Below are 13,936 nucleotides of genomic sequence, written 5' to 3'. Positions count from 1 at the left end.
ACCGACAAGGAGCCATTGAATGTCACGCCAGTTGGCTGACGCTTCAGCAAGCGCCGAAACTGTCTTGGAAGCTGAGAAAGCTTCCTTCCTCAAACAGCCCAAGGCGGTGTGGGCCACTGCGCTCGCGGCCGTTTTCGCCTTCATGGGCATCGGGCTCGTCGATCCGATTCTTCCGGCTATCGCTAAGAACCTTGAGGCATCCACAAGTGAAGTCTCGCTGCTTTTCACCAGCTACTTCCTGGTGACGGCGATTGCCATGTTGATCAGTGGATTCGTGTCCTCAAGGATCGGTGGAAAGAAGACCCTGTTGATCGGGTTGGCGATCATCGTGGTGTTCGCGTCGTTGTCGGGCCTTTCCGGCAGCGTTGAACAACTGGTGGGGTTCCGGGCAGGCTGGGGTCTTGGTAACGCGTTGTTCGTTGCAACTGCCTTGGCCGTGATCGTGGGGGTGGCCAGTGGCGGCACCGGGACGGCCATCATCCTTTACGAGGCAGCACTGGGTTTGGGCATCTCGCTCGGCCCGCTGCTAGGGGCCCTCTTGGGTGGCTGGCAGTGGCGCGCACCCTTCTTCGGCACCGCAGTGCTGATGGCTGCGGCCTTCATTGCACTTCTCGCATTGTTGCCTAAGACAGCCGCTCCCGCCAAGAAGTCCCGCCTCAGGGATCCGCTGCTGGCGCTCGGGCATAGGGGCCTCCGCACTACTGCCGCCAGCGCGTTGTTCTACAACTACGGCTTCTTCACCATCCTCGCCTTTACTCCCTTCATCCTCGGCATGGATGCCTATGGCATCGGGGCTGTCTTCTTCGGTTGGGGTGTTGCCGTGGCCGTGTTCTCGGTGTTCGTGGCGCCGGTGCTCCAGAAGCGGTTCGGGGCCGTCAAAGTCCTGACCGGAACACTAGCGGCGCTGATGCTCGACCTGATCGGCTTGGGATTGGCCGCTGGGCACTCGGTGACAGCCGTCGTCGTGCTTGTCATTGCGGCAGGTGCCCTTCTGGGCATCAACAACACGGTTTACACGGAACTGGCCATGGGTGTCTCTGATTCACCGCGCCCCGTTGCATCCGCCGGCTACAACTTTGTGCGCTGGATGGGTGGCGCGCTTGCACCATTCGCAGCAGCCCAGCTGGGTGAGCACTTTGGCCCGCAGGTGCCGTTCTTCGCCGGTGCCGCTGCCATGGTTATAGCTATTCTGGTCGCTTTCGGAGGACGCGGCTACCTAATATCCCACGAACCACACTTGGTGTGATCCTCCCGTGAACCACAAAAAGCCCGGCGAATTGGACCAGTTCCAATCCGCCGGGCTTTTCCTGCGCTACTTTGCTTCGTCGGAGGTCACGGGCAGCGGTGCTACGGGTGCGCCTTTCGGAACGAACAGCGTTTCGGCCTGCTCCAGGGACATGCCGTTCGTTTCGGGCACCTTGAACATGACAAAGAAGAACGACGCCGCAGCGAAGGCTGCGTACATGGCGTACGTCAGCGGCAGCGAGCCTGCCGCCATGATGGGGAAGCTAAGCGTGATGGCAAAGTTAGCGATCCATTGCGCTGCGGCCGCGAGGCCAAGGGCCCGGGCGCGGATGCGGGACGGGAAGATCTCGCCCAGCAGCACCCACACGAGCGGACCCCATGAGGCACCAAAGCTGATGACGAAGACGTTGGCAGCCACAAGGGCCACGGGACCCCAAGCGCCTGGAAGACTGATTTCGGAGCCGGTACCAACAGCGGAGGAGAAGGCCAGCGCCATAACGCCGAGGGACGCGGCCATGCCGATGGAGCCGGTCAGAAGGATGGGGCGGCGGCCGATCCGGTCCACCAAAGCGATGGCCACCAGGGTCACCAGGATGTTTGTGACGGACGTGGCGACGGAGATCGTCAGGGAGTCCTTTTCCTGGAACCCGACTGCCTTCCACAGCGTGGTGGAGTAGTAGAAGATCACGTTGATGCCAACAAACTGCTGCAGCACAGACAGGATGATGCCGATCCAGACCACTGGCAGCAGGCCAAACCTGTTACCACGCAGCGAGCCCTTCTTGGTGGAGAGCTTTTCCTGTTGGATGGATTCCTGGATCTCGCGGATGTGGCGTTCGATGTCATCGCCGGGGATCAGTTTGTTGAAGATGGTGCGGGCTTGGTCTTCCTTGCCGTTGAGCACGAGGAAGTGTGGGGACTCCGGCAGGCGGAAAGCGATCCAGCCGTACACCGCGGCGGGCAAGGCACAAGCGATGAACATCCAGCGCCAGGCTTCAATGCCCAGCCACAACGTGCCGTCCGCACCACCAGCCGAATTAGCGAGCACCGCGTCGGAAAGCAGGGCTGCGAAGATACCCGTGGTGATGGCGAGCTGCTGAAGCGATGCCAAGCGGCCGCGTACGTGCCGTGGTGAAATTTCCGAGATGTAAGCCGGGGCAATAACCGAGGCAAGCCCAATGCCCAGGCCGCCCACCAGCCGCCAGAAAATGAGGTCCCAAACTCCGAACGCAAGCCCGGTTCCCACTGCGCTCACCAGGAAGAGCAGTGCGCCGATTTTCATGGCGGGAATGCGGCCGTACCTGTCCGCGATCTTGCCGGCGAAGTAGGCGCCGGCGGCGCAGCCCAACAGGGCAACGGCCACGGCGAAGCCTGTTAGTGCCTCGCTCATGACGAACTCGTCCGCCATCGCATCCACGGCACCGTTGACCACGGACGAATCGAAGCCGAAGAGGAACCCGCCCACGGCACCGGCGACGGCCAGGCCGATCACCTTCCGTGAAACAGGGGGCGCGCCTTCGGGGCTGGAACTGGACATGGGTCTCCCTTGGGGAATGGGGTTTGGTAAGCGAAGTGCGGGTCGTCGTCGGCTGTCCGACGGGGACGCCGGTGCACTCGCGCTACACAGTGTGGCACGTCATATCCGCCAAGTTCCAGTCAAGTGACGGACGTGACATGCATTCATATCATTAACGCAGTACCGCCTGTCTGGTGGCTGGGAGTTCGCTGTAAGCGTCCGTAACGCGCTCTGAGTGCGGTATGCAGGTGCTTGAGTCCAACAATTGAACACAAGGCACGACGACGGTTGGTAACTCATGTAGCCAATTGGGATGCCGCTGTCGTCAGGCTGCGGGCGCTGAAGGCGCGGCTAGGAGAACTCCTTGAGTGCTGCAGTCAGAAGGTCTCCAGGTGCGCCGAGGCGCGTGTGCACCCCGTAGGAAGCAATCAATTCACCGGCGATGACTACCTGCGTTACATCGCTGGCCGTCGCACTGAAAGCCAATTGCAGGGGACGGGAACCGGCAGTCCGGGTGGACGCGGGATCGACAACCATGAGGTCGCAGATCGCGCCGACCCTTAGTGCGGACGAGGCAACCGGTGTAGCCATGGAGCGCGCTGCTCCTTCCGTTGCGGCCAGCAGCAGTTCCCGCGGTGAGAACCTTCCGCGCTGACCGCTGCCTAGCCGCTCTCCGTGTTCCAAGGTGCGCATTTCAATCCAAGGATCGATCACCGCGTGCTGGTCGCTGCCCAAGGCGATAGCGGCTCCGGCGTCGGAAAGTTCACGGGCGGGTCCGATCCCGTCCGCAAGGTCGGCTTCCGTGCTGGGACACATCACAACGGTGGTTGATGCTGCGCCCAGCCTGGAAATATCCTGCTGAGTCAGATGCGTGGAATGGACTGCTGAAAGCCTGGGAGACAGGAGGCCGTGGCGTTCCAAAAGGCCCGCGGGAGTGGTGCCGTAGGCCTCCAAACAGGCTTCGTTTTCGGCAGGCTGTTCGCTCAGGTGAATGTGAAGGGGAATGTCGCGAGGTAGCTGCTTGGCAACAACCTTTAGGGCCTCTTCGGGCACAGCGCGGACGGAATGCAGGGCGGCTCCTACGGCCACCTTCTCGGGCGAAAACTCTTGTGCTATTGCGGTTCGGAGGGAACGCAACCGGTCCAGCCACGCTTCCACATCCGTGTCCCCGAACCTTGCCTGCCCGGGACTGAGCGAGGTGCCTATTCCGCCGGACAAATACAGGGTGTCCAGAAGTGTCAGGCGGATCCCTGCCGACATTGCTGCGCGGGCAAGGGCCAACTCCATGGCGTGCGGCTCTGGGTACGCCGCACCACCGGGTTGGTGGTGGACGTAGTGGAACTCGGCCACGCTGCTGAAACCTGTCACCACCATCTCAGCGAACACTGCAGCGGCGAGTTTCTCGTACTTTTCAGGAGTCAGCTCCGACGCGCTCCGGTACATCTGCTCCCGCCACACCCAAAAATCTCCGCGCCCGTCATGCGTTCTTCCGCGGAGGATCCTGTGGAAGGCGTGCGAGTGTGCGTTGGCAGCCGCAGGAAAGACGACGCCCATCAGTTTCGTGTCGCCGGGTTGGGGCCGCGCGCCGCTTTCCATGGCGGAGATTCGGCCATCGATAGTTTCCACGCGCACGCCCGTAGCTACCTCCGAAAGGCCGGTGTCGTCGTCGCCGTCGCCACCGCCCACGATAACGGCGGTCTCGCACCAGAACGTGCTCATAGGAGTCCCTCCAGAACATCTGCCAACGCAACAGCACCCGCGGAGGCGTCCTCATCGGCTACGTACTCCTCGGGAGAGTGTGAGATGCCGCTCGGGTTGCGGACAAAGAGCATCGCGGAGGGGACGTGGCCGGCCAGTACGCCGGCATCATGCCCTGCGCCGGTTGCCAGCACGGGAGCTCCCGGCAGAAGGTTGGTCAGGCGACGGCTGAGGTTGGCATCAAAGTGCACAGTGTCGCTGTAGGACTCTTCAGTGAGGGTCGCGGTGCAACCTTCCGCCGCGGCGACGTCCTGGGCTGCACGGTAGATCGCTTCGATGAGTTGGGCGGTCACGGCGTCGTCGGGGTGGCGGGCGTCCAACCAAAGGTCCACGCGCGAGGCGATCACATTGGTCCCGCCCGGAACGGGCGTCAAGCGCCCCACTGTTGCACGGGCGTCGGGTTGCTTGGCAGCTGTTTCCCGAACGGCCAAGACGATCTGTGCGGCTGCAACCATCGGATCGGCGCGGTCTGCCATGAGCGTGGTGCCCGCGTGGTTGCCTTGGCCGTTGACGCTGATCTTCCAGCGGCCGTGGCCCAGGATTGAACTTCCTACGGCGATGGCAGGACCGTCCTGCCCCAGGCCCTTTCCCTGCTCGACGTGCAGTTCAACGAAGTCGCCGATGCGCGCCATGGCTTCCGGATCCGGGCCTAGATGGCGGGGATCCAGCCCATTGGAGCTGGCGACGTCGGCGAAGGAGTCGCCGTTGATATCGCGCAAGTTCAGGGCCTTTCCGACGTCGATCGCGCCGGTGAGGAGCCGCGAACCCAGGCACGCCACGCCAAAGCGCGACCCTTCTTCCTCCGGAAAGACGGTGACTGCCAGCGACCGGGGCGGCTGGACTCCGCGGGCCTTAAGGATGTCGACGGCGGCCAGCGCGGAAGCGACGCCGAGCGGACCGTCGAAGGCACCCCCGCCGGGCACCGAATCGAGGTGGCTCCCGGTGACGAGGGCGCCGTCATGGGGCTTGCCCCACCATGCCCAGATAATGCCGTTCCTGTCCGTTTGGACATCGAGGCCGCGTTGCTGGGCTTGCTCGACGAACCACTCCCTGAGATCGAGTTCGGGTGTTGTATAGACGGCCCTGGAGTAGCCTCCGCGCACCGCGTCGCGGCCCACGTCCTGGATTGAGGCAAGGAGCTGATTGACGGTTTCCACGTTTTCCTCCGATTGAAGACTGCCACCAAGTAAAAACCAGATGCCACCACATGACAAGGGCTTCGGCGACTATTTACGTGGTGGAAACATGCCCGGCCCCATTTGAGGAACCACAGCGTCTTATAACTGGAACTTCCCGCAAATTTCAGAAATCTCTTGCCATTTGGTGAAAAGTGATTTTTACTAAGTGGCAAGACACGGTGATGTAGACCACTTGAAAGCAGGTCAGGCAGTGGCAGCTGATTCTTCCACCCGAACAGTCGAGAGGGCGCTGGCCCTCCTCAGTGCGGTCTGTACTGACGGCTCCATCAGCCTCAGTGACGCAGCGCGGGTGGTAGACCTGTCGGCCAGTACCGCGCTCCGCCTCCTCCGCACCTTGGAAGGCAGCGGCTTTGTGACGCGGGATCCCGGGGGCAACTTCCGCCCGGGCGCAAGTGTCATTCAGCTGGGAGCGCTGGCATTAGGCCAGGAATCCTTGGTGTCGCTTTGCACGCCCCACATGAAGCGGCTTGTGGCTGAGACTGGCGAGTCCTGCTACTTGAGTATTCCCGGTCCTGGGGAAACCGGAATCTACATAGCCATCGTCGAAGGTACCCGCTCTGTCCGGCACACCAGTTGGGTCGGCAGGAGCATCCCGCTGGAAGGGTCCGCCGCTGGCAAGGTGCTGACAGGCGGACAGAACGGCCGCGGTTACGCCATCGTGCGGAGTGGCGTTGAAGACGACATAACGGCCGTCGCCGCACCCATTGTGATCGGCGGCCGAACAGTGGCAGCCCTCAGCATCGTGGTGCCCAGCTACCGCTTGGACGAGGCGAAGGCCCACACATTTGGTGAGGAACTGGTGAAGGTAGCCGACACCATCCTCGTGGAACCCGACGAAAACCATGAAGTGCCCCAGGAAAGCATGGAAAAGTAAATGATCAAATTTGAAAATGTCACCAAGGCCTACCCTGACGGGACGGTGGCAGTCGATGGCCTCAACCTGGAAGCTCCCACCGGAAAGCTGACCATCCTTGTTGGTCCTTCCGGCTGCGGCAAGACCACCTCCCTGAGGATGATCAACCGCCTCATCGAACCCACCAGCGGCACCATCTACCTGGATGATCAGCCCACCTCCGGCATGGACGCAGCGTTGCTCCGCCGCAGGATCGGATACGTCATCCAGCACGCAGGGCTCTTCCCGCACAAGACCATCGTGGACAACGTCTCCACCATGCCGCTACTGCTCGGGGAAAGCCGGCAGAAGGCCCGGACCAAGGCGCTCGAACTGATGGAACGCGTTGGGCTGCCCGCGAGCTTCGCCAAACGTTATCCCTGGCAGCTTTCCGGTGGCCAGCAGCAGCGCGTGGGTGTTGCCCGTGCTTTGGCATCTGACCCGGCGTTCATGCTGATGGATGAGCCTTTCAGTGCCGTGGATCCTGTAGTACGCGCCCAGCTTCAGGAGGAGTTCCTGCGCCTGCAGCGCGAAATCGGCAAAACCATCATCATGGTTACCCACGACATCGACGAAGCCCTCAAGCTCGGGGACCAGGTGGCCGTGATGCGCGTGGGCGGCAAGCTTGCGCAGATGGCGTCCCCCTCAGAGCTGCTCACTGCGCCCGCAGACGAGTTCGTGGCCGATTTCGTGGGCCGTGACCGCGGTTACCGCTCGCTCGGCTTTACGAAAACAGCCGGTGCCGTGGCTATCGGCGAAGAAGCCGTGGTTCACCTCGGTGCTTCCGCGGATGAGGCTCGCGCCAAGGCGCTGGGTGCTTGGGTGTTGGTGGTCGACGGCGGCCGGAAGCCTCTCGGTTGGGCTCAGACTCAGCTTCTCAATGGTGAAGTGAAGCGGGAGAACCTGAATCTCAGCGGGATCCCGGCAGCAGCATCAGGAACCATGCGGCAGCTGCTCGACGCTGCCCTCTCCTCACCCAGCCGCCGCGGCGTGGTTGTCAATGAGCATGGCGAATTGATTGGGACCGTGTCTGCAACGGACGTTGTCAAGGCTATCGAGGCCGAACCACACCTGGAGACGATCTGATGAACTTCGAGTGGCTGGGCCGCCAGTTCGACAACATTGTGTTCCTGCTGGGCTGGCACGTTCTGCTGGCCGTCACCCCGCTGATCCTGGGGCTGCTCATCGCACTGCCCCTTGGCTGGTGGGCGCACCGCAGCCGGCGGATCTACCCGCTCTTGGTGGGTGTTGCCGGGCTGCTCTACACAGTCCCCTCCCTGGCGCTCTTCGTGCTCCTTCCCCTGGTCCTGGGTACCAAGATCCTGGACCCTCTCAACATTGTGGCCGCACTGACCATCTACACCGTGGCCCTGCTGGTCCGTGTGGTGGCAGATGCCCTCGATTCCGTTCCGGAGGATACCGTCCAAGCCGCCAAGGCCATGGGTTATCGCGGATACCAGAGCCTTCTGAAAGTTGAACTTCCCGTGGGTGTCCCGGTGATTTGCGCAGGCTTGCGCGTCGCCGCCGTCTCCAACGTCAGCCTCGTATCTGTCGCCGCCCTGCTGGGGATACCGCAGCTCGGCTCACTCTTCACACAGGGCTTCCAGCTCCGTTTCTACACTCCGATCATCGCCGGCATTGTGCTTTGCGTGGTCCTCGCCATGATCCTTGACGGGCTGATTATCCTCATCAACCGGTGGCTGACACCGTGGACCCCCAAGGTGGTGGCATCGTGAATTACTTGTTCGACCCCGCACACTGGAGCGGCGCAGACGGCATTCCAACGTTGATCGCTGAGCATCTCCTGTACTCCCTCATTGCCCTCGCAATTGCCGCCATCATCGCCGTGCCGCTGGGTATCTACATTGGTGTGACCGGCAAGGGCGTGTTCATGATCGCCGGCCTTGCCAACGCCCTCCGGGCACTCCCCAGCGTTGGCTTGTTGATCTTGCTGGTCCTGCTCATCTCGCCAGCTTTCCCATCCCGCATGGGCTACATACTTCCAAGTCTCATCGTGCTGGTTCTTCTGGCAGTTCCGCCCATCCTGACCAACACTTACGCCGGCGTGCGCGCTGTGGATGCTGCCGCCGTCGACGCCGCAAAAGGCATGGGCTTCCGCACCATGAAGATCCTCACGGACGTCCAGCTGCCCTGCTCTCTTCCGCTGGTTTTGTCCGGTGTCCGCAGCGCACTGTTGCAAATCATCTCGACCGCGACCATCGCCGCATACATTTCGCTTGGCGGCCTGGGCCGCCTCCTGATCGACGGCAAGGCCCAGAACGACTACGGACAAATGGTCGCCGGCGCCGTTCTGGTCGCCCTGCTGGCACTGTTCTTCGACCAGCTCCTCGCTTTCATCACCCGCCGCGTAGTCTCACCCGGATTGACCCGGCGCACCATCAAGTCGGCCACTGTGGCCGAACCCGTGAAGACCCCCGTCACGGTCTAACCGATCCCGGCGCCGGGGGTTCGGCGCGCAAGATTCACCTCCACCCACCCCAACCTGGCCGCTGCATGCCTTGCAGCACCCATTTCAGGAGAGTTGACATGAAGAAGTACCTCACTGGATTCACCCTGGCAGCCGTCGCCGCCATCACCCTGAGCGCCTGTGGCGGCGGGGACCCCATGAGCTCGTCCAACACAGCCGCAGCAGGGGGTTCGGGCGACAGCATCATCGTAGGTTCCGCGGACTTTCCCGAGAGCCAGCTGATCGCCAAGATCTACGCCGAAGCCTTGAAGGCCAAGGGCGTCGAGGTAACTGACAAGCCGAGCATCGGCAGCCGTGAAGTCACCATCCCTGCGCTCAAGGACGGTTCCATCGACCTCATGCCGGAATACGGCGGCGCGCTCCTGCAGTACCTCGACTCCGCCACCAAGGCAGTGTCGTCCGAGGACGTTGCCAAGGAATTGACCACAAAGATCCCGGCCGGCCTGACTGCATTGACTCCTTCCGAAGCAGAGGACAAGGACGTCCTCACCGTCAAGAAGGAAATCGCCGATCAGTACAAGCTGAAGACCATCGAAGACCTCCAGCCCGTTGCCAAGGAACTGGTGTTGGGTGGCCCGCCGGAGTGGAAGACCCGCCTCAACGGCGTTGCCGGCCTGAAGTCCGTCTACAACCTTGAGTTCAAGGAATTTTCAGCGCTCGACGCCGGTGGGCCGCTCACGCTGAACGCCCTCCTTTCCGGTCAGGTACAGGTAGCCGACCTCTTCAGTACCGATCCCGCGTTGGCTGAGAACAACCTCGTGGCGCTTGAGGACAACAAGAACCTCTTCCTTTCCGAGAACATCGTGCCGGTCATCAATGAGAAGAAGTCCACGGACACCGTCAAGGAGACACTGGACAAGGTCTCTGCTGCGCTCACCACTGAGGACCTGATCAAGATGAACGGTCGTGTGGCCAAGTTCGAGGACATCGGCGAAATCGCCAAGGAATGGCTCAAGACCAAGAACCTGGGCTAAATCCCCCTGCTGGTCCATTTAGCTGGCTGCTTTAGAGGAGTAAAGAATGACTGCCGATTTCACTACTGGTGCCCGTCCGGTTAAGGCCGCGCGGGGTACTGAGCTTACTGCCAAGTCGTGGCAGACCGAGGCGCCGTTGCGCATGTTGATGAATAACCTGGATCCGGAGGTTGCTGAGCGTCCGGATGATCTGGTGGTTTACGGCGGCACGGGTCGTGCGGTCCGTTCGTGGGCTGCGTTTGATGCGATTACCCGGACGTTGGAGACGATGGAGAAGGACGAAACGCTCCTGGTGCAGTCGGGCAAGCCGGTGGGTGTGTTCCGTACTCATGAGTGGGCTCCGCGGGTGTTGTTGGCGAACTCGAACCTGGTGGGGGATTGGGCGACGTGGCCTGAGTTCCGCCGTCTCGAGGCCGAGGGCCTGATGATGTATGGGCAGATGACGGCAGGGTCCTGGATTTACATCGGCACGCAGGGCATCCTGCAGGGCACGTATGAGACGTTCGCCGCGGTGGGGAACAAGCTCGCCGCGGAGGGCCGTCACCCGGCCCCGGCAGTTGAGGGTTCCACCGAGGGCCCGTTGGCCGGGACGCTGACGTTGACTGGTGGTTGTGGTGGCATGGGCGGTGCCCAGCCGCTCGCGGTGACCCTGAACGACGGCGCGTGCCTGATCGTGGACGTGGATGAAACCCGCCTGCGTCGCCGGGCCGGGAAGCGGTACCTGGACGAGGTCGAAACGGACCTGGATGCTGCGATCAAGAAGGTCCAAGCCGCGAAGGACGAGCGCCGCGGCTGGTCGGTGGGGTATGTGGGCAACGCCGCCGAGGTGTTCCCGGAACTCCTGCGTCGGCATAAGGCCGGGGAGGTGACCTTTGATGTGGTCACGGACCAGACCAGTGCCCATGATCCTCTGTCCTACCTTCCGGAGGGCATCACCGTGGCGGAGTGGCATGTTGAGGCCGAGGCGGATCCGGAAGGGTTCACCAAGAAGGCCCAGGCCTCCATGGCCCGCCAGGTCCAGGCGATGGTGGAGTTCCAGGACGCCGGTGCTGAGGTGTTCGATTACGGCAACTCGATCCGTGACGAGGCACGCACGGGCGGGTACGAGCGGGCGTTTGAGTTCCCCGGCTTCGTCCCGGCCTATATTCGGCCGTTGTTCTGCGAGGGCCTGGGCCCGTTCCGCTGGGTCGCGCTGTCGGGGGACCCGGAAGACATCGCCGTCACGGACAAAGCCATCAAGGAGTTGTTCCCGGAGAACAAGCACTTGCACAAGTGGCTGGATGCTGCCGCAGACCGCGTGGAATTCGAAGGGTTGCCGGCACGTATTTGCTGGCTTGGGTACGGCGAACGCGCCAAGGCCGGCCTGCTGTTCAACCAGCTCGTGAAGGAGGGCAAGGTCAAGGCCCCGATCGTGATCGGCCGTGATCACCTGGACTCGGGCTCGGTGGCGTCCCCGTACCGGGAGACCGAGTCCATGGCCGATGGATCCGACGCGGTTGCTGACTGGCCGTTGCTGAACGCCCTGATCAACACCTCGTCGGGTGCTACCTGGGTGTCCATCCATCACGGCGGCGGTGTCGGCATTGGCCGGTCCCTGCACGCCGGACAGGTCTCCGTTGCTGACGGCACGGACCTGGCCGCGGAAAAGCTCGAACGGCTCCTGACCAACGACCCCGGCATGGGCGTCATCCGCCACGTCGACGCCGGCTACGACCGCGCCGTCGAGGTCGCCAACGAACGCGGCGTCCGCATCCCCATGAACGAGACCGCAAGCACGCGCTAACTGCATCTCGAAGGACATCCCGGGACGGCTATGCAACACATTCTTGCCTGGCCGTCCTGGGGCAACCTAGGCATCAGTTCGAATAACAAACGATCAGCACACGCATCGGAGAGCGAGGAAACGCACCATGGACAGGGAAAGCCCGGGAACGTGGGCATCAGTCGCTATCGGAACACGGGTGACAATGACAAAAGGCGGCCACAATCCGTTTCGGGGGACTGTGGCCGATAGAACCGCGGATGGCACAATTCTCTGGATCCTTTCCAGGACAGGGATTCGGAAGCTCTTTCACACTGAGGACGGGTTTCAGTTGACCGCTGGTGAACGATGACGGCACAACTCTCCCCACTGGCCTTCCTGCCTGACATCCGAGATAGTGCAGGTGTCGAACAAAACCAGTTGTCTTGTCCGGAGGACTGCTTCTACTGCGCTGCCCCGGAAACGGATTAGTGCCGGAAACTGACTGGAAAGGACCGGTTTATGGTCACGATTGATGGCTTGACGCTGGACTTGGCCGATGTCGTCGCAGTAGCCGACGGCGAAGACGTCGTGCTGGCTCCGGAAGCTTTGGTCCGAATGGACGAATCACGGAAGTCTGCTGAAGCTACGGCACTGAGGCGTCCGGTCTACGGCCGATCGACCGGCGTTGGAGCGAACCGCACCGTGTCGCTGACGGCAGCCGAGGGCCAGGATACTCACGGGCTGAAGCTTCTGCGCAGCCATGCTGTGGATGCGGGCAGAGCACTGGATCGCAGGACCGTTCGTGCGATGTTGGTTGTCAGGCTCAGCCAATTGGCGGCCGGCGGATCTGGGATCAACCCCTCCGTTGCCGAACAATTGGTGGAACTCATCAATAGCGATGTCGTTCCGGAAATCCGGGAGTTCGGTGGCATCGGAACTGCGGACCTGCAGGCATTGGCCGGTACGGCGCTCACTTTGCTGGGCGAACGCCAGCCATTGGGTGGCGGTAACGTTCCCGTTCGCCTAACGGCGTGGGCAACTGCCGATGCCCTTCCGTTCATCAGCTCCAGTGCGCTGACTATTGGTCAAGCAATCCTGGCTCAGCAAAAACTGTCGAGTCTCTTGGACAACGCAGCGTCATCGGCTGCACTGTCCTTCATTGCGATGTCCGGCAACTCAGAAGCCCTGAGCCCCGCGGTAGCGGCGGCTGCGGATACCCCAGAGGTGGCCTCGGCCGCAACGATGTTCCATGGCATGGTTCACGGCAGCGGCGAGCCTGCCCGCATTCAGGATCCATACTGCTTGCGGACCTTGCCGCAGATTTTTGGTTCCCAAGCCGAGGAACTCGCGGGCTTGCATGCTCTGCTGACCCGTCTTGTCACAGTGGGCAATGAGAATCCGCTCGTTCACGGCTCGCCGTCCGATGGCACGAACGACGTCGCTCACCACGGGCTCTTCCAGATGACTAACCTTGCCCGCCGCGTGGATACGCTGCAGCTGGCCATCGGCGCGGCGTGCGCCACTCACCTTCGGAGGATCGACCTCCTTTGCGACCCGAAATACACGGGCCTGCACCCCTTCCTGGCTGAGGACGGTTCAGGTCAGTCAGGGGTGATGATGCTCGAATATGTGGCTGCTGCCGCCGTCGGCCGGATTCGGGCCAACGCCCAGCCGGCAAGCCTGCAGACGGTGGTGCTGTCACTCGGGGCTGAGGAAGATGCAAGCTTCGCAAGCATGGCCACCGCCCAGTTGGAATCGACGGCGGACGCACTGGCCACCGTTGCCGCCGTCGAGCTTGTTTGCGCTTCCCGTGCCCTGCGGCTGCAGGGGCGGCGACCCGAAGAGTTCGCCAGCCCACGGCTGCGCGCCATGATGCAGGCAGGTTTCACGCTGCCGTCCGATGTGGAGGATCGTGACCTTCGCGGTGACCTGGAGATGGCCATCGAGCTCATAAAGGGTTCGTACTGGAGGTAAAAGGTTCGTACTAGAAGCTGTCGACCGAATTACACGGATGACAATGACCCAAAGGAAAACGGCAGGCGGTCCGGAGACTGCCTGCCGTTCTCTACGAACCAGCTATTAATGAGCCGTTTGTCTATGAACCGGGTCTTTAGTAGCCG

At 62.1% G+C, this 13,936-nt stretch carries 11 protein-coding genes; 8 read left to right on the top strand and 3 right to left on the bottom strand.

Translation table 11 applies throughout. From position 1 onward, the window contains the following. Positions 1 to 19: 19 nt before the first annotated feature. A complete protein-coding gene (locus ACNAOT_RS21270) occupies positions 20 to 1,246 on the top strand; it encodes an MFS transporter (RefSeq protein ID WP_420179289.1) in 1,227 nt (408 codons plus the stop codon). A gap of 66 nt (positions 1,247 to 1,312) precedes the next feature. Here the strand turns inward: ACNAOT_RS21270 and ACNAOT_RS21265 are convergent, their stop codons facing one another. The 3 genes from ACNAOT_RS21265 to ACNAOT_RS21255 all read right to left on the bottom strand — a co-directional run bounded on the left by ACNAOT_RS21265 (position 1,313) and on the right by ACNAOT_RS21255 (position 5,676). After that, the gene (locus ACNAOT_RS21265; RefSeq protein ID WP_091463674.1) at positions 1,313 to 2,782 is read right to left on the bottom strand and encodes a sugar porter family MFS transporter; all 1,470 of its coding nucleotides are present in this window, start codon (positions 2,780 to 2,782) and stop codon (positions 1,313 to 1,315) included. 330 nt (positions 2,783 to 3,112) lie between these two features. After that, on the bottom strand, positions 3,113 to 4,480 hold the full coding sequence (locus ACNAOT_RS21260; protein WP_420179288.1) for a formimidoylglutamate deiminase: 1,368 nt from the start codon (positions 4,478 to 4,480) through the stop codon (positions 3,113 to 3,115). After that, positions 4,477 to 5,676 carry an allantoate amidohydrolase gene (locus ACNAOT_RS21255; RefSeq protein WP_420179287.1) on the bottom strand — a complete coding sequence of 400 codons (1,200 nt, stop codon included), beginning with the start codon at positions 5,674 to 5,676 and terminating at the stop codon, positions 4,477 to 4,479. The genes ACNAOT_RS21260 and ACNAOT_RS21255 overlap by 4 nt, the downstream gene beginning before the upstream one ends. A 187-nt stretch (positions 5,677 to 5,863) precedes the next feature. Between ACNAOT_RS21255 and ACNAOT_RS21250 the strand changes: the two genes are divergently transcribed. The 7 genes from ACNAOT_RS21250 (at position 5,864) to ACNAOT_RS21220 (ending at position 13,790) form a co-directional block, all read left to right on the top strand. Beyond that, positions 5,864 to 6,592 (top strand): IclR family transcriptional regulator, encoded by a 729-nt coding sequence (locus ACNAOT_RS21250; protein WP_091463666.1) that lies wholly within the window; start codon positions 5,864 to 5,866, stop codon positions 6,590 to 6,592. Next, positions 6,593 to 7,696, top strand: a complete 1,104-nt coding sequence (locus ACNAOT_RS21245) for an ATP-binding cassette domain-containing protein (protein ID WP_091463662.1) — start codon at positions 6,593 to 6,595, stop codon at positions 7,694 to 7,696. Then, complete coding sequence (locus tag ACNAOT_RS21240) at positions 7,696 to 8,346, top strand: ABC transporter permease (RefSeq protein ID WP_014923069.1); 651 nt, start codon at positions 7,696 to 7,698, stop codon at positions 8,344 to 8,346. The genes ACNAOT_RS21245 and ACNAOT_RS21240 overlap by 1 nt, the downstream gene beginning before the upstream one ends. Continuing rightward, positions 8,307 to 9,059 (top strand): ABC transporter permease, encoded by a 753-nt coding sequence (locus tag ACNAOT_RS21235; protein WP_420179286.1) that lies wholly within the window; start codon positions 8,307 to 8,309, stop codon positions 9,057 to 9,059. The genes ACNAOT_RS21240 and ACNAOT_RS21235 overlap by 40 nt, the downstream gene beginning before the upstream one ends. Positions 9,060 to 9,157: 98 nt before the next feature. Then, the gene (locus ACNAOT_RS21230; RefSeq protein WP_420179285.1) at positions 9,158 to 10,072 is read left to right on the top strand and encodes an ABC transporter substrate-binding protein; all 915 of its coding nucleotides are present in this window, start codon (positions 9,158 to 9,160) and stop codon (positions 10,070 to 10,072) included. Positions 10,073 to 10,118: 46 nt separating this feature from the next. Continuing rightward, positions 10,119 to 11,855, top strand: coding sequence for a urocanate hydratase (locus ACNAOT_RS21225; protein WP_420179284.1), 1,737 nt, complete (start codon positions 10,119 to 10,121; stop codon positions 11,853 to 11,855). A 480-nt stretch (positions 11,856 to 12,335) separates the two neighbouring features. Next, positions 12,336 to 13,790 (top strand): aromatic amino acid ammonia-lyase, encoded by a 1,455-nt coding sequence (locus tag ACNAOT_RS21220; protein WP_420179283.1) that lies wholly within the window; start codon positions 12,336 to 12,338, stop codon positions 13,788 to 13,790. Positions 13,791 to 13,936 lie beyond the last annotated feature (146 nt).

The organism is Paenarthrobacter sp. TA1.8, assembly GCF_048595705.1.
GTDB classification, from domain to species: Bacteria; Actinomycetota; Actinomycetes; order Actinomycetales; family Micrococcaceae; genus Arthrobacter; species Arthrobacter nitroguajacolicus.
Note: the sequence above shows the minus strand (reverse complement) of the source record. Positions and strands in the feature narration are given on the sequence as shown.